Below are 13,919 nucleotides of genomic sequence, written 5' to 3'. Positions count from 1 at the left end.
TGCGAATAGATCGACGAAGCCATTCACGCTAGGCGCGCGTTGAGCATGTTCGCAACATCCCGAAGAGGGTTGCACCGGGCCACGGCGGACGGACCGTCCCGGGGCCGAGGGGGCGGAGTACCGTGGGAATGTCGGAACGGCTCGATCGGCAGCGACGGAGGACCGCCTCTGCGGTAGCGGACAGGGCGTGTGTCCGCGGATGGGTGGCGTGCCATGTCGGATGAATCCGGTCCCTCGCACTACGGCCTTCTTCCGGAGCGCTTCCGGCAGGCCGCGAAGCCGGGGACGGTCCTGCTGCGCCTGGCGACCACACGGTCGCGGGAGGGCGCGCTGGACGGCGCCTGGTGGCCGCGTTCACGGGATGTCGGCGCTGAGTTGCCCGGTCTGGTCAGGGCATTGACCGAACACCTGGGCCCCGTGGTGAGCGTAGGGCTGGACGCGGACGCCTGGGACGAGGCGCCGCCCAGGCTGGTCATCGACGGGCGGCCGGTGCACATCGACCGCTACCCGGTCGGCGACGACACGGTGATCGTCACGCGGGGTGAGCGCGATCACTTCAGTCTGCTCGTCGTTCCCCCGCAGGCGGCTCAGGAGGCAGCCCTGGCCGCGATGGCCCGTGCGGTCGAGGCCGGTGGAACCGACTCGGCACGGCAGATCCTCGTCTCGACCGGCGCCGGCTCCGAGCCGCCGATCGAGGCGGTCTGAGAGGACCGGCAACGCAGCCTGGGCCTCGGAAGGACAGGAGAGGCAGGGTCGACAGGATGTCCGTCTACGTGAAACTCTCGCCCGAGGCCCGGGCGCCGGCGGAGCCGTCGAGTGGGCCGCTGGACTTGCAGTACGAGGACGCCGCGGACGGCGTCACCTTCGAGTACGACCTGCACCCCAGCGGGGCGCTTCGTGTCCTGCGGGCCTTCGAGGACACGCCGCACCGGGTCGAGGCGTGCTTCAGCCCCGGAGCGTGGCTCCAGGTCGTGGGCACCTACCTGCGAAGCGGCTCCGAATACTGACGGCGATCCGCCGGGAGCGTAAGAGCAAAGGACCGGGAGGCGGCGTCACCCGTGGTCGGGGTCACCGCTGGTCGGCCGCGGGCCCGAGGCGGAGCGCCGGGGCGAGGACGACGGCCCGCCCCACCGGGCGGAGCCCCAGGCCGAGACCGAGGGGTCGCGTACCGGCCAGACGATCCCGCGCCGGTCGGGGACCCTCGCGGACGGCTCGTCGGCGAGCAGTTCGCTCGCGGTCCTGGTGTTCGCGGGATCGGCGGCCTCGGCCATGAGCCGGGCGGCCGCGACGGCTCCTGTTCGCGGCGGGACGACCAGCAGAGTCAGCCGACGGGGAAGGTGCGAGCGGACCGAGATCGTGTGCCGGTCCTGTACAGCGGTGAACCAGCCCACGTGGACGGTGTGGCCCGCGACCGGTATCCGTCGGGGGACGGTCAACCACTGGGCGGGGTGCACGGCGATTCTGGCGACCCGGCCCCACTGCGCGTCCAGTTCGGCGGCCAGGGCGGGGAGTTCGAAAGGAAGGTCGTGCGACCGAGGCCACCAGGCCCCGTCCAGCCGTCCGGCTCGCGAGCCGGACGGTGCCAGGCAGAACCGCAGGGCGGGTTCGGGAGTGGCAAGCGTCGCGCCGTCGATCACAGTCATGATCAAGGACCTGTCTCCGGACCTGACCGGTGCCACGTCCGGGATTGCCGTTCGCCGGAGACGACGCCAGTATCCGGTGCCGGCATGCGAGGTGCCTTCGGTGATGTCCAGGCTACTCCCGGTCCGGCCCGGACCCGGCACGGTGGTCAGCGGTTCTCGGACCGGTTCCGAGCAGCGGATGCCGTCTGCGTTCTTGTAGCCGGAGTAGGCTTCACAGTGTCCAGGGCTTTCCGCATCCCGGTACCCCTTCCGGCTTCGTTCTGGGTGAACAACATCCCGGCCGCCGGCAGGCAGCCGGAGATCGGGTAACGGTGAGCGCCGTGACCATTTCCTTCCCGCATCCGGCACGGCCCGGCCGCCTCACGGTGGGCGACGCCATGGATGTGTGCGCGTACCAGATAGCCGACGACAGCACCGTCGACCAAGCCAACGACATCTTCCGCAGTGCCCACGTCGAGTACCTGGTCGTCCGCGGCCACGACGGCCGGTGCGAAGGGCTGGTCACCCGGGCGGGGCTCCACCCGTTCCTGACCCGCTCCTGGTACACCGATCGGACCGCGATCAGCTCCACGCCGCATCAACGGGGCCCGTTCACGTGGCCGAGCATGGGCCTGGCCTTGGCCGCGGTCGCGATGCAGATCAAGCACCTGGCCGTCTGGCCCGTCGTTGACACGGACGGCTACCTCCTCGGCGTCCTCACCGCGGGCCGCGCCGCCGCCCTGCTCGCCGCTCCGTCCGCTTGAACCGTCGTGTCCGTCGTGCCGTCGTCATGACGACCGTGGTCTCACGGCGACCGGGCCGGCTGCCCTGCCTGGCAGGAGGAGGTCCGCCCAGACGGTCTTGCCGCAGCCGTCGGGGAAGGCACCCCAGTGCAGGGCGAGGCGGTCGACGATGAACAGTCCGTGGCCGCCGATCCGGGCAGGCTGGTGGCTGCCGGGATCGGGTGGGGTGATGTCGGCCCGCGGATCCGTGACGGTGATGCGCAGGCGCGAGCCGTCATCGTCCAGGTCCATGGCGAGGGGACCTGCCGTGTGCCGGACGGCGTTGGTGAGCAGTTCTGATGCGACCAGTTGGGCGTCGTCGCCGGTGGTGAAGGAATCCAGGCGCCAGTCGGCGAGGGCTCGGCGGGTGAACGCCCGCCCTACGTGTACCGGGGGGGCTCCGCTCTCTGCGGTGAAAGTCAGGTGGCGGTGGTGATGGACGGCTGTGGACATGGTGGTCGCTTCCCATCGGTTCGGGTCCCACGGCGCCCGGATGACGAAGTCTCGTCGCACCCCGACGGCTACCCATTCGGGTAAGGCTCACGCACCGAGCCGGGCAGTGCGCGTGGCGGCGGGGCCACAGGGGCGGGCACGGGGCGTCGGTCCGGCAGGGGCCGAGGAAGACGGGTGAGCGGCCCGGACTCGCGGAACCGTGGGCTTCCGGACCTGCGGCGGATTCGCCCGGCCGCGTCGGCTCCGCACGGTGAACGGCCGGGGCCGGACGCCACGAAGCCGAAGCCGCGGTGGAACCATGCCGTGCTCCGCACGCCCTCGGCATCCTGTCGACCGACTGGAGAGCGCATCGCCCGGCAGTGGGGCGTAATGGAAGGAACTGCCTCGGTTCACGGATGCGGGGCGTTCGGCTCGGCAGCAGCGGCGCCGGATCCGACGACGGAGCACGACGGCGGTGAGCGAGGATGCGCGGTGACCAGCCGTTCGCCATGCCGGAACCCGGCCGGACGCACGGTACCGGCGAAGACCTGCTGTGGGGCCCGCTGCTGGACCGGACCCAGGAACTGCCGCCCCGGATGATCGCTCCACTGGTCGCCGAGGCGGTGCGCCGGTTCGGCGGTCGCGACCCGGTCCTCCTGCTGCAGGACTACGGACAGCTGGTCCTGGCACCCCTGCACGGGCGGGGGCTGACGGCCGGAGAGCCGGTGCCGATCGACGCCTCACCCGCGGGCGAGGCGTTCCTGCGCGGTGTTCCCGTCGAGGAACCGCAGGAGGACGGCGTGCGGATGTACCTGCCCCTGCCGGACGGCGGTGACGAGGTGGGGGTGCTGGCCCTGACCCTGGACGCCGTCGACGAGGACGACCGCCGGCTGCTGCGGGTCTTCTGCGCCCTGGTCGCCGATCTGCTGGTCACGAAGAACGCCTACACCGACCGGATCTTCCAGGCCCGGCGCGTCCAGCCGATGAGCGTGGCCGCCGAGATCCAGTGGTCGCTCCTGCCGCCGCTCTCGATGACGGTCCCCCTGGTCGCCGTGGCGGGCATCCTCGAACCGGCCTACCACGTGGCCGGGGACAGCTTCGACTACGCGCTCAACGACGACCTCCTGCACGTGGCGACCATCGATGCCATGGGCCACGGACTGGACGCCGCCACCATGGCGACCGTCGCCATCGGTGCGTACCGGCACGCCAGGCGCGCCGACATCGGACTGGCGGAGATCTACGCGTTCATGGACCGGGCCATCGCCGAGCAGTTCGGGCCGGACCACTTCGTGACCGCGCAGATGATGCGCCTGGACACCGTTACCGGCCACCTGCAGTGGGTCAACGCCGGTCATCCGGCGCCACTGCTGATCCGCGACCGTCTCGTCGTCGAGCGGCTGGAGAGTGCCACCACCCTGCCGGTCGGGTTCGGTGGCGAGCAGCCCGTGATCAGTGAGCGGCTCCTGCGGCACGGGGACCGGGTGCTGTGCTTCACCGACGGCCTGGTCGAGGAACGCGCGCCCGGCGGGGGTCAGTTCGGCGAGCGTCAGCTCATCGACTGGGTCAACCGCGTCGAGCGCTCGGACTCAGGGCTCCGTACCATGGTGCGTATGCTCTCCCATGTCCTCAAGGAGGAGCGGGGCGGGCGCACGAGCGACGATGCCACCCTGTTCGCGATCGAATGGCGCTGAGCCGTCGGCGTCCCACTGCGACGGACAGACGACCGCCCACCGGATCGGCCAGGCACCGCCTGCGGAGCGCACCGCAGGTCAGGGCACTCCGGGGCCCGGGTGTCCAGGATGTGCTGCTGCCGGTCGGGCGGCGCGGTGGTGGCCAGGCCGTTGAGCGTGAGACTGATGGCGAAGATGTCGGGGCAGGAGCGTTGTCACAGGAGGCCACGATGCGGCGCTACCGGTGGATTCTGGAGACCCAGGACGACGACGGCCGCTGGTCCCGGCAGGACGACACGACGATGCCGAATCCGCTGGAGTACGACGGTCCGCCGCAGCGGGCGGCCAACCACCTGCGGGACGTGTTCGTTCGCACGCTCTCCCGACCCGCGCCGGGCCCCAGGGCGGTCAGGGTCCGACTCTGGGAAGGGACCGGTGTCGACGGCGAACCCCGGGCCGAGACCGAGTGGTCACGCGAGTGACGCAGGCCAGCCCCGGCCCGGGCGGCCCCCGCCAGCCGCCTACACGGATGTCGGCCAGGAGGCGGCCCGGCTCCGGGCGAGATCGGCTCGCCGGTCGGCGTCGCCAAGCCCGGTGGAGGGTGTGACGGGCGACGGCAGGAAGTCGGAACGGGTGTCCGGCGCGGTCGCACCGGCGCTCGGCTCCGCGGCGAGCAGTTCGCTCGCGGTCCTCGTGTTCGCGGGATCGGCGGCCTCGGCCATCAGCCGGGCGGCCTCGACGGCATCCGTCTGGGGCGGGACGACCAGCAGGTTCAGCCGGCGGGGGGCGTAGGAACAGGCCATGATCATGTGCGGGTCCTGTTCGATGGTGAACCAGCCCGCGTGGACGGTGTGCCCGGTGACCGGTATCCGCCGGGGGATGACGGGCCACTGCGCAGGGTTCACGGTGATCCGGGTGATCCGGCCCCACCGCTCGTCGATCTCGGCGGCCAGGGCGGGGAGTTCGAGAAGAAGATTGCGCGAGCGCGGCCACCAGGCTCCGTCCAGCCGGCCGGGCCGCACGCCACCGGGCGTGAGGGAGAGCCGTGCCGTGGAATCCGTGGCGGCGGGCGTCGTCGCACGATCGAGGGTCGTGGTCATGATCAAAGACCTGTCCCCGGACGCGGCCGAGAGGCCGGGTCCGGCATTGCCGTTCGCCGGAGACGACGCCAATATCCGATACCGGCATGCGAAGTGCCTTCGGTGATGTCCAAGCTACTCCGGGTTCGGCCCCGACGCGGCGTCGTCGCGGTGGTCGGGTCCGATGCCCGGCAGCTTCGGACGGACACTCCGCAACGGCGAGGTGTCCATCAGACGCGCCCGTAGCGGACCGCCTGGTCGGCGAACTCCCGGGCCATCTCGTCGGAAACGGTCGGACGGGTGCGGTGGATGGCGTCCAGATAGTCCTGGGTACTGGGCTGGGTCCGCTCCCCCGTGTCGAGCGTGCGCTCGAACGCGCTCTGGGCGACCGCCATGGCGACCTGCCTGATGTCGGCGGGAGTGAAGCCCTCACTGGCCTCGGCGAGGACCGCGGTGTCGGCGGCGGTACCCGTTTTCGCCGTGTAGCCGGCCCACAGCACGTCGCGGGCCACGGGGTCGGGTGGCCCGACCGGCAGGACGTAGTCGAACCGGCCGTGACGCAGGAACGCCGGGTCCAGGCTGGTCACCGAATTGGTGGCGCAGACGAGCAGCCGGCCGTCGCGGTCACGGAACCGCACGATCGACTTGAGGAGTTCGTTGACCACGCCGACCGACGCGGGGACGGCGACGCTGCGCGTACCGGCGACCTCCTCGACCTCGTCGATGAAGAGCAGCACGTGGTCGAGCTGCGCCACCTCCTCGAAACGGCGGCCGAGACCGGTGGCCAGCCCGTCCTCGGACGCGAGTCGGGAGGGGAAGAGCTCGACGAACGGCCAGCCCAACCGGCCGGCCACGGCCTTGGCGAACGTGCTCTTCCCCGTGCCCGGCGGACCGAACAGCACCACCGCGCGGGGCGGTTCCACCCCGTGGGCGTCCGCCAGCTCGGGATTCGCCAGGGGCAGCACCAGGCGACGTTCGATGAGCCGTTTCTCGTCGGCCATGCCCGTGAGCTGCTCCCAGAGGCGGGCTTCGGGCATGACCGCGCCGAGCATCGCCAGGGCCGTCGCGCCCTGAGCACTCACGACCTCCGACTTCTCGAAGTACGTGAGCCCCCGGTGAGGGTGGAATCCGGAGTTGGCCAGTGCGGTGGCTCCGGTCTCCTCGTCGGGCAGCAGCGCCGCGACGATCCTGGCACCGGCGTCCCGCAGACGGTGCTCCAACGCTGACAGCAAGGCGGAACCGATGCCCACGTTCCGCCAGGCGGGGTGTAGGGCGATGCGCAGCACCCATGCCCGGTCCCCGTCCACCCGGCCCACCGCCGCTCCCACGAGATGCCCGTCGGCCACCACGACGACGCTCGGATTCCGTGCCTGCAGAGCGGCGACCACGTCGGAGAGCCGGAAGACGGCGGCCCGGTCCGTGGTGGTGCTCTCGGCGTCGATCCGGACCACCGCTTCGAGGTCGTCCGGTGTGAAGTCCCGGACATGCCACACAGCCATACGCCCCCTCGAACGTCGCGCGCCCCTAGGGCCATCATCGGCCGACCCCGGTGCGGCCGCCTGCCCGGACGGGCGACGGCGGCCGCTTGACGTCGGAGGTCCGGCACAGGCGACAGGCTCCCCCACCCCCCGCCTGCCCGACCGCTCAGCCGAGCAGGAGTTCCGCGGCCGGGGTGTGGTTCCCGGTCGCCGAGGCGCCGGCCATGGCAAAGGCGGCTGTTGCCGGGGCGGTGCCGGGCGGTACCACCAGTAGCAGGAAGTGGTCCTGGAAACCGCGGGTGACGCTGATCGTCGCGTCGCTGCCGGTGAACCAGTTGATCCTGATCGTCACGCCGTTCGCCGCGACGGACCTGGGCACGCCGTCCCAGGCCGAGGTGTCGAGGCCGACCCGGACGATGCGTCCGAAGTGGGCGCCGAGCGCGGTGATGAGGTCCGGCAGTTCGGCGAGGACGCGGTTCGAGCGGGGCCACCAGGCGCCGTCGAAGACGCCCTCCCGCGACATCGTCGGCTCGAGTTCCAGGCGAGGCAGCAGCGGCGCGACGGGCACCCTCCACGGCCCGGAGGAGGTGGGGAAAGGAATCGGCATCATGCGAAGCCGCCCGTCCGGTCCACGAGGGACCCGTCATGACCCAGGGCGACGTCGACGCTGATGCCGGTGTGCGGAATGTCCTCGGTTGTGTCCCAGGCTACTCCGCAGCAGTCTGCTCCGGTCCGCTCGCCACCGGAGTAGGGTCGTAGACATCCAGGGTATCACGCATTCCGGCGGCTACATCCTCGGTGTCCTCACGGCTGACCGTGTCACCAGCCTCTTTGCGGGCAAGGCTGCCTGAGGCTGAGTGCCCGTGTTCGAAGGTCCCGGGCCATTCGCGTCGGTCAGGGCTCGAGCATGGTGGCAGGTTGGGGCCATGCCCGGAGCGAGACTGCGGCGAGGTCAGGACAGCGGGGTGGCGTGCAGGCAGGTGTGCCGTCCCTGTCCGGCCGGCTCGGCAAGCGGTCGGGCCGTCTCCCCGATGATCTCCACGCGGAAGGTGCCGGCACTGTCCGCGTAGACCGGGGCCCCGTCCGCGGTCACCTCGTCCGTGGCATGAACGACGACGACCTCGGGCGGGCTGTGCCTGCCGGGTACGCCCGGCAGGGTCACCGCGTAGCGAGACGGAGTGTCCATGTGAAGCTCCTCATCCGATCTCCCTGGCGCCTGCCAGGGCGGCGCGCACGCTGCTGCGGACGGTGAAGACCTTGTCGGTGCCGGTGATCTCCAGCAGCCGCATGGTCTGGGGCGGCGGGGCCGCCAGTACCATCTCCACCCCTGCGGCCGTCGCGTCCAGGCGGGCGGCGAGCAGGGCATTGAGGCACACGGAGTAGCAGAAGGTCTGGCCGGCCAGGTCGATGACCAGCCGGGGTGGGCGGTCCTGGAGAGCGCGGGAGAGGGCGTTGTCGAGCCTGCGGCGGTCTTCCTGGTCTGCTGCGCCGTCGAGGCGGACGATCACGGCCGTCCCGGGGAGCTTCGTGGTGGTGATCCGCAGGTGCGGGGTGAGAACGCGCAGGGGGTCGGGGCAGTCGTGCCGGGTGGATCCGATGGGGTTGGGCACTGGACTCACCGCCTCAACGGGAGGGGTGGTGGCAGGGCGGCCGGGATGCGCACAAGGTGCGGCGGGGTGCGGGAGACGGGTTGGCGCGGGTTCACGGATGCTCATCATGATGATCACCGGTGGTGGTCGCGGGCTGGCGTCCGGCGTCGGGGGCGAGATCGGCGAACAGGGCCAGCAGCCCGGCGATCTCGTGGCGGCCCTCGGCGGGATGACGGAAGTGCGTGCCGCGGACCACCTGGTAGCGGTTGCGGCGTCCGTGTCGGGTGTGGGTCAGGTAGCCGGCCTTCTCCAGGTCCGTGACGATCGCCCGCGCGGCCCGTTCGGTCATGCCGCACATCGCGGCCAGGTCCCGCAGGCGGACGTCCGCGTCCCGCGCGACCATCAACAGCACACGCGCGTGCTGCGTCAGGAACGTCCAGCTCGTCCGTGGCTCCCGCTCATCCGACATACCACAAGTATGAACGAGGATTCCGCTTTTTCAATGCCTGATCTGAGGTTCCGCTGACGGGCCGCACGGACCGGTGGAGAAGTGTGTCGGGTTTGCGCCCGCGGTTCCGGGCCTCACCTGATCTGTGACCGGACGGCATCTCGGTCGAACGTTGCTCCTGGCAGTTACGTCGCCGCCCGGGTCGTCGTAGGTGCGAGCAGAGCCGGTGAGCGCGCCCGGATTCCTCGGCTCGAAGGTCGGGACACGGTGACCGCAACCAAAACTGCCACCACGAGACGACGAAGGCCCCGACCGCTGAGCGGTCGGGGCCTTTCGTTTGCCCTGGCGGGCGGAGGCGGAGGATACGAGATTCGAACTCGTGAGGGGTTGCCCCCAACACGCTTTCCAAGCGTGCGCCCTAGGCCTCTAGGCGAATCCTCCGTGGGAGAGCTTAGTACATGTTTCGGGGTGGTCGCGACCACCTATCCCGCAGGCCGGGGGTGGGGGTGGCCTGTGGATCGTCGGGGCCGGGATCCGGTACTGTGGGGGTCAGCCCCTCGTGTGGCGTCATCTCTCTGAACCCCCCCAGGGCCGGAAGGCAGCAAGGGTAAGAGGGCTCTGGCGGGTGCACGGGGGGTCTTTGCGTTCCCGGGGGAGTGAGGGCGACGCGTTTGTCGGTCCGTCCCGATATCGTCGGGGGTGTGTCCCTAGCCCTGTACCGCCGCTACCGCCCCGAGACCTTCGCGGAGGTCATCGGGCAGGAGCACGTGACCGCTCCGCTCCAGCAGGCCCTGCGTAACAACCGGGTCAATCACGCGTACCTGTTCAGCGGGCCGCGCGGCTGTGGCAAGACGACGAGTGCGCGCATCCTGGCCCGCTGCCTGAACTGTGAGCAGGGGCCGACGCCGACGCCCTGCGGGGAGTGCCAGTCCTGTCGGGACCTGGCGACCGGCGGGCCCGGCTCGATCGACGTGATCGAGATCGACGCCGCCTCGCACGGTGGTGTGGACGACGCGCGCGAGCTGCGCGAGCGGGCGTTCTTCGCGCCGGTGCACAGCCGGTACAAGATCTTCATCCTGGACGAGGCGCACATGGTGACCTCGGCCGGGTTCAACGCGCTCCTCAAGGTGGTCGAGGAGCCGCCGGAGCACCTCAAGTTCATCTTCGCCACCACCGAGCCGGAGAAGGTGATCGGGACGATCCGGTCCCGGACGCACCACTACCCGTTCCGGCTGGTCCCGCCCGGCACGCTGCGCGACTACCTGGCGGAGGTCTGCGGCCGCGAGGGCATCCAGGTCGAGGACGCGGTGTTCCCGCTGGTGGTCCGGGCCGGGGCGGGCTCGGTGCGTGACTCGATGTCGGTCATGGACCAGCTGCTGGCCGGGGCCGCCGAGGACGGCGTCACGTACCAGATGGCGACCGCGCTGCTCGGGTACACCGACTCCGCGCTGCTGGACGAGGTGGTGGACGCCTTCGCCGCGCACGACGGGGCGACGGTGTTCCAGGTGATCGACCGGGTCGTCGAGGGCGGGCACGACCCGCGCCGCTTCGTCACCGACCTGCTGGAGCGGCTGCGCGACCTGGTGATCCTGGCCACCGTGCCGGACGCCGGGGAGAAGGGGCTGATCGACGCCCCGGCGGACCGGGTCGCAGTGATGCAGGCGCAGGCGGACGCGTTCGGCTCGGCCGAGCTGAGCCGGGCGGCGGACATCGTCAACACCGGGCTGACCGAGATGCGCGGCAACGCGGCACCCCGGCTGCAGCTGGAGCTGATCTGCGCCCGGGTGATGCTGCCCGGCGCGTACAGCGACGAGCTGTCGCTGCAGGCGCGCCTGGACAAGCTGGAGCGGCGGGCGTCGGCGGGCGGGTTCGCCGCGCCGATGGCGGTGCCGGGCGCGGTGCCGATGCCCCCGGCCCCGGCTATGCCGGCGATGGAGCCTCCGGTCGAGGCTCCCGTGCAGGCCGTGCCCGTGGCCGCGCCCGTACAGCCGGCGCCCGTGCAGCCGGCTCCCGTGCAGGCTCCGCCGCCCCCGGCCGCGCCCGCCGGGCCCGCGCCGGGCGCCTGGCCGATCCCGCGCAGCTTCCCGCCTGCCGGTGGAGCCCCCGCCCCGGCTGCCGCGGCGCCCGTCGCGCCGCAGTCGCAGGCCGCCCCGGCCCCGGCCCCCGCCCCGGTGCCTGCTCCCGCACCCGCTCCGGCCCCCGCGGCCGCCCCCGGCGGGCAGCCGTCGGCCTCCGCGCAGCAGGGCGCCGCGCAGGTGCGGCAGCTGTGGCCGCAGATCCTGGAGGCGGTGAAGAACCGCCGCCGCTTCACCTGGATCCTGCTCAGCCAGAACGGCCAGGTGGCCGGGTTCGACGGCAGCGTGCTCCAGGTGTCGTTCATCAACGCCGGCGCCCGGGACAGCTTCGTCGGCAGCAACAGCGACGACGTGCTGCGCGCCGCGCTGACCGACGCGCTGGGCGTGGACTGGCGGATCGAGTGCATCGTCGACCCGTCCGGCGGCGCCGGAGCGGCCCCGAGCGGTGGCGCCCCCGGCGGTCCCCAGGGCGGTGGCGGCTGGGGAGCCCCGGCCCGTCCGGCCGCCCCGCCGGCCACGCCGGCGCCCGCCCCCGCTCCGGCTGCCGCGCCCGCGGTGGCACCGCCGCCGGTGCAGGCCCCGCCCGTACCGGCCGCCCCGGTGCAGGCCCCGCCGCCCGTCGCGGCGATGCCGGCACGTCCGGTGCAGTCGGTGGCGCCGGAGGACGACATCCCGGAGGAGGACGACCCGGACCTCAACGAGGACGCGTTCTCCGGCCAGGAGCTGATCATCCGTGAGCTGGGCGCCACGGTGCTGGAGGAGATCCACCACCGGGGCAACTGAGCCGCCGGGGCACCGGGGCAGCACGCAGCACGTAGGCTCGGCGGTGACGAACGAACTCACCGCAGACAGCCGTGACAGCAAGGAGAGAGCCGTGTTCCCCGGTGGTGGCCAGCCCAACATGCAGCAGCTGCTGAAGCAGGCGCAGAAGATGCAGCAGGATCTCGCGAAGGCCCAGCAGGAGCTGGCCGAGGCGAAGGTGAACGGTACGGCGGGCGGCGGCCTGGTCGAGGCGACGGTGACCGGCGCCGGCGAGCTGGTGGCGCTGACCATCGCCCCGGCCGCGGTCGACCCGGAGGACACCGAGACCCTGGCCGACCTGATCCTGGCGGCGGTCCGGGACGCGAGCCAGACCGCGCAGAAGATGCAGGCCGAGCGCATGGGCCCGCTGACCCAGGGCCTGGGCGGCGGCATCCCCGGCCTGCCCTTCTGAACCGGCTGATCAGGGCCCGCGGTCCCGTCTGAACCTCTCATCAGGGGGCCCGCGGTCCGAACCGTTCGGAACCCGTTCCGGACCGGTCGCTCTGAGCGACAAGGCCGAAAGGGTCTGGAGTTCAGACGGCGGACCCATGTGATTTATGTGGGAGTCGGGCGTCGGGCGCTGTGTCCGACGCCCGATTCGTTGGATGATGGCACCGGAGCACCACCGACCATCCGAGGGAAGGCGCGACGTTGTACGAGGGCGTGGTTCAGGACCTGATCGACGAACTGGGCAGGCTGCCCGGCGTCGGGCCCAAGAGCGCCCAGCGGATCGCCTTCCACGTGCTGCAGGCCGACCCGATCGACGTGCGCCGGCTCGCGCACGCGCTGCTGGAGGTCAAGGACAAGGTCCGCTTCTGCGTGGTCTGCGGCAACGTCGCGGAGGCCGAGCAGTGCCGGGTCTGCCTGGACCCGCGCCGCGACCTCGGCGTCATCTGCGTGGTCGAGGAGCCCAAGGACGTCGTCGCCATCGAGCGCACCCGTGAGTTCCGCGGCCGCTACCACGTGCTGGGCGGCGCGATCAGCCCCATCGAGGGCGTCGGTCCGGACGACCTGCGCATCCGCGAGCTGCTGTCGCGGCTCGCGGACGGCACGGTCACCGAGCTGATCCTGGCCACCGACCCCAACCTGGAGGGGGAGGCGACCGCCACCTACCTGGCCCGGCTCTGCAAGCCGATGGGCCTGAAGGTGACCCGTCTGGCGAGCGGCCTGCCCGTCGGCGGGGATCTGGAGTACGCGGACGAGGTCACCCTCGGCCGCGCCTTCGAAGGGAGACGACTGCTCGATGTCTGACCGGACGATCAACCAGCAGCACACCCACGGGCACGGCTCGGAGCCGGACGACTTCGCCGTGCAGATCGCCGACTCGGTGGAGAGCTTCGTGCTCGCCGTCACCGAGGTCGCCAAGGGCGACGAGCCGGGCAGCGCGGTCTCGCTGCTGCTCCTGGAGGTCTCGCAGCTGCTGCTGGCCGGCGGCCGGCTGGGCGCCATCGAGGACGTCGTCCCGGAGGACCGCTTCGAGCCCGACGCCGGACCGGAGCCGGACGGTGAGCAGCTGCGCGAGCGGCTGGCCGAGCTGCTCGCGCCGATCGACGTCTACCACGAGGTCTTCGACCCGTACGGTCCGCCGGAGAAGCCCAACGCCTTCCGGATCTCGGACGACCTGGCGGGTGTGGTCAGCGAGCTCCAGCACGGGCTGACGCACTACCGCGAGGGCCGGGTCAGCGAGGCGCTGTGGTGGTGGCAGTTCTCCTACCTCTCCAACTGGGGCACGACCTGCACCGCGGTGCTGCGGGCGCTGCAGTCGCTGATCGCGCACGTCCGGCTGGACAGCCCGATCGGTGCGGTGCCGGAGGGCGCGGACACCGACGACGACGGGCTCACCGACGAGCAGCTGGAGCAGCAGGCGGGCGACCTGATGGCGGCCGAGCTGGGGCTGCGGCGGTAGGCCCGCAACGGCGGCAGTCGCGGTCGCGGCACCG

General features: G+C 71.7%; 17 protein-coding genes, 1 tRNA gene and 1 other RNA gene. 10 read left to right on the top strand and 9 right to left on the bottom strand.

The genetic code is table 11. From position 1 onward, the window contains the following. Positions 1 to 213 precede the first annotated feature (213 nt). Both ACZ3TI_RS10700 and ACZ3TI_RS10695 read left to right on the top strand, forming a co-directional pair. The gene (locus tag ACZ3TI_RS10700; protein WP_465725603.1) at positions 214 to 705 is read left to right on the top strand and encodes a DUF5994 family protein; all 492 of its coding nucleotides are present in this window, start codon (positions 214 to 216) and stop codon (positions 703 to 705) included. 56 nt (positions 706 to 761) lie between these two features. Beyond that, positions 762 to 1,007: a hypothetical protein gene (locus ACZ3TI_RS10695; RefSeq protein ID WP_465725601.1), complete on the top strand. Its 246-nt coding sequence runs from the start codon at positions 762 to 764 to the stop codon at positions 1,005 to 1,007. Positions 1,008 to 1,052: 45 nt separating this feature from the next. On the opposite strand, the gene ACZ3TI_RS10690 is transcribed toward ACZ3TI_RS10695, so the two are convergent. After that, positions 1,053 to 1,643, bottom strand: coding sequence for a DUF5994 family protein (locus tag ACZ3TI_RS10690; protein WP_465725599.1), 591 nt, complete (start codon positions 1,641 to 1,643; stop codon positions 1,053 to 1,055). Positions 1,644 to 1,963: 320 nt separating this feature from the next. Between ACZ3TI_RS10690 and ACZ3TI_RS10685 the strand changes: the two genes are divergently transcribed. Beyond that, positions 1,964 to 2,386 carry a CBS domain-containing protein gene (locus ACZ3TI_RS10685; protein WP_465725597.1) on the top strand — a complete coding sequence of 141 codons (423 nt, stop codon included), beginning with the start codon at positions 1,964 to 1,966 and terminating at the stop codon, positions 2,384 to 2,386. A gap of 24 nt (positions 2,387 to 2,410) precedes the next feature. On the opposite strand, the gene ACZ3TI_RS10680 is transcribed toward ACZ3TI_RS10685, so the two are convergent. Further along, entirely contained in the window at positions 2,411 to 2,857 is a 447-nt protein-coding gene (locus tag ACZ3TI_RS10680) for an ATP-binding protein (protein ID WP_465725595.1), read from the bottom strand. A gap of 464 nt (positions 2,858 to 3,321) precedes the next feature. On the opposite strand from ACZ3TI_RS10680, the gene ACZ3TI_RS10675 reads away from it, so the two are divergent. Then, the gene (locus tag ACZ3TI_RS10675; protein WP_465725593.1) at positions 3,322 to 4,530 is read left to right on the top strand and encodes a PP2C family protein-serine/threonine phosphatase; all 1,209 of its coding nucleotides are present in this window, start codon (positions 3,322 to 3,324) and stop codon (positions 4,528 to 4,530) included. A 209-nt stretch (positions 4,531 to 4,739) separates the two neighbouring features. Further along, a complete protein-coding gene (locus tag ACZ3TI_RS10670) occupies positions 4,740 to 4,991 on the top strand; it encodes a hypothetical protein (protein ID WP_465725591.1) in 252 nt (83 codons plus the stop codon). Positions 4,992 to 5,030: 39 nt separating this feature from the next. On the opposite strand, the gene ACZ3TI_RS10665 is transcribed toward ACZ3TI_RS10670, so the two are convergent. The 7 genes from ACZ3TI_RS10665 to ACZ3TI_RS10635 form a co-directional block, all read right to left on the bottom strand. After that, complete coding sequence (locus ACZ3TI_RS10665; RefSeq protein ID WP_465725589.1) at positions 5,031 to 5,609, bottom strand: DUF5994 family protein; 579 nt, start codon at positions 5,607 to 5,609, stop codon at positions 5,031 to 5,033. 209 nt (positions 5,610 to 5,818) lie between these two features. After that, on the bottom strand, positions 5,819 to 7,087 hold the full coding sequence (locus ACZ3TI_RS10660; protein ID WP_465725587.1) for an ATP-binding protein: 1,269 nt from the start codon (positions 7,085 to 7,087) through the stop codon (positions 5,819 to 5,821). Between the two features lie 145 nt (positions 7,088 to 7,232). Next, the gene (locus ACZ3TI_RS10655; protein WP_465725585.1) at positions 7,233 to 7,676 is read right to left on the bottom strand and encodes a DUF5994 family protein; all 444 of its coding nucleotides are present in this window, start codon (positions 7,674 to 7,676) and stop codon (positions 7,233 to 7,235) included. A 342-nt stretch (positions 7,677 to 8,018) separates the two neighbouring features. Next, positions 8,019 to 8,252 carry a DUF6296 family protein gene (locus ACZ3TI_RS10650; RefSeq protein WP_465725583.1) on the bottom strand — a complete coding sequence of 78 codons (234 nt, stop codon included), beginning with the start codon at positions 8,250 to 8,252 and terminating at the stop codon, positions 8,019 to 8,021. Between the two features lie 10 nt (positions 8,253 to 8,262). Then, the gene (locus ACZ3TI_RS10645; RefSeq protein ID WP_465725580.1) at positions 8,263 to 8,676 is read right to left on the bottom strand and encodes an STAS domain-containing protein; all 414 of its coding nucleotides are present in this window, start codon (positions 8,674 to 8,676) and stop codon (positions 8,263 to 8,265) included. A 91-nt stretch (positions 8,677 to 8,767) separates the two neighbouring features. Beyond that, positions 8,768 to 9,124 (bottom strand): MarR family transcriptional regulator, encoded by a 357-nt coding sequence (locus ACZ3TI_RS10640; protein WP_465725571.1) that lies wholly within the window; start codon positions 9,122 to 9,124, stop codon positions 8,768 to 8,770. Between the two features lie 335 nt (positions 9,125 to 9,459). Continuing rightward, a tRNA-Ser gene (locus tag ACZ3TI_RS10635) sits at positions 9,460 to 9,544 on the bottom strand. Positions 9,545 to 9,651: 107 nt separating this feature from the next. Between ACZ3TI_RS10635 and ffs the strand changes: the two genes are divergently transcribed. The 5 genes from ffs (at position 9,652) to ACZ3TI_RS10610 (ending at position 13,885) form a co-directional block, all read left to right on the top strand. Then, an RNA gene (gene ffs / locus ACZ3TI_RS10630) (signal recognition particle sRNA small type) lies at positions 9,652 to 9,748 on the top strand. A 56-nt stretch (positions 9,749 to 9,804) separates the two neighbouring features. Beyond that, positions 9,805 to 11,961, top strand: coding sequence for a DNA polymerase III subunit gamma and tau (locus ACZ3TI_RS10625; protein WP_465725567.1), 2,157 nt, complete (start codon positions 9,805 to 9,807; stop codon positions 11,959 to 11,961). Positions 11,962 to 12,052: 91 nt separating this feature from the next. Continuing rightward, positions 12,053 to 12,391, top strand: a complete 339-nt coding sequence (locus ACZ3TI_RS10620) for a YbaB/EbfC family nucleoid-associated protein (RefSeq protein ID WP_465726042.1) — start codon at positions 12,053 to 12,055, stop codon at positions 12,389 to 12,391. Positions 12,392 to 12,630: 239 nt separating this feature from the next. After that, on the top strand, positions 12,631 to 13,230 hold the full coding sequence (gene recR / locus ACZ3TI_RS10615; protein ID WP_465725565.1) for a recombination mediator RecR: 600 nt from the start codon (positions 12,631 to 12,633) through the stop codon (positions 13,228 to 13,230). Beyond that, positions 13,223 to 13,885, top strand: coding sequence for a DUF5063 domain-containing protein (locus ACZ3TI_RS10610; RefSeq protein ID WP_465725564.1), 663 nt, complete (start codon positions 13,223 to 13,225; stop codon positions 13,883 to 13,885). Before recR ends, ACZ3TI_RS10610 begins: the two co-directional genes overlap by 8 nt. Positions 13,886 to 13,919: the final 34 nt, after the last annotated feature.

It is taken from the genome of Kitasatospora sp. NPDC023120 (assembly GCF_055560835.1).
This window is presented reverse-complemented; position numbering and strand designations above follow the sequence as displayed.

Excerpts from the sequence above, each read along its gene's own strand:
- ACZ3TI_RS10700 (WP_465725603.1), top strand. The coding sequence starts at position 214 with ATGTCGGATGAATCCGGTCCCTCGCACTACGGCCTTCTTCCGGAGCGC.
- ACZ3TI_RS10695 (WP_465725601.1), top strand. The coding sequence starts at position 762 with ATGTCCGTCTACGTGAAACTCTCGCCCGAGGCCCGGGCGCCGGCGGAG.
- ACZ3TI_RS10690 (WP_465725599.1), bottom strand. The coding sequence starts at position 1,643 with ATGACTGTGATCGACGGCGCGACGCTTGCCACTCCCGAACCCGCCCTG.
- ACZ3TI_RS10680 (WP_465725595.1), bottom strand. The coding sequence starts at position 2,857 with ATGTCCACAGCCGTCCATCACCACCGCCACCTGACTTTCACCGCAGAG.
- ACZ3TI_RS10675 (WP_465725593.1), top strand. The coding sequence starts at position 3,322 with ATGCGCGGTGACCAGCCGTTCGCCATGCCGGAACCCGGCCGGACGCAC.
- ACZ3TI_RS10670 (WP_465725591.1), top strand. The coding sequence starts at position 4,740 with ATGCGGCGCTACCGGTGGATTCTGGAGACCCAGGACGACGACGGCCGC.
- ACZ3TI_RS10665 (WP_465725589.1), bottom strand. The coding sequence starts at position 5,609 with ATGACCACGACCCTCGATCGTGCGACGACGCCCGCCGCCACGGATTCC.
- ACZ3TI_RS10660 (WP_465725587.1), bottom strand. The coding sequence starts at position 7,087 with ATGGCTGTGTGGCATGTCCGGGACTTCACACCGGACGACCTCGAAGCG.
- ACZ3TI_RS10655 (WP_465725585.1), bottom strand. The coding sequence starts at position 7,676 with ATGATGCCGATTCCTTTCCCCACCTCCTCCGGGCCGTGGAGGGTGCCC.
- ACZ3TI_RS10650 (WP_465725583.1), bottom strand. The coding sequence starts at position 8,252 with ATGGACACTCCGTCTCGCTACGCGGTGACCCTGCCGGGCGTACCCGGC.
- ACZ3TI_RS10640 (WP_465725571.1), bottom strand. The coding sequence starts at position 9,124 with ATGTCGGATGAGCGGGAGCCACGGACGAGCTGGACGTTCCTGACGCAG.
- ACZ3TI_RS10610 (WP_465725564.1), top strand. The coding sequence starts at position 13,223 with ATGTCTGACCGGACGATCAACCAGCAGCACACCCACGGGCACGGCTCG.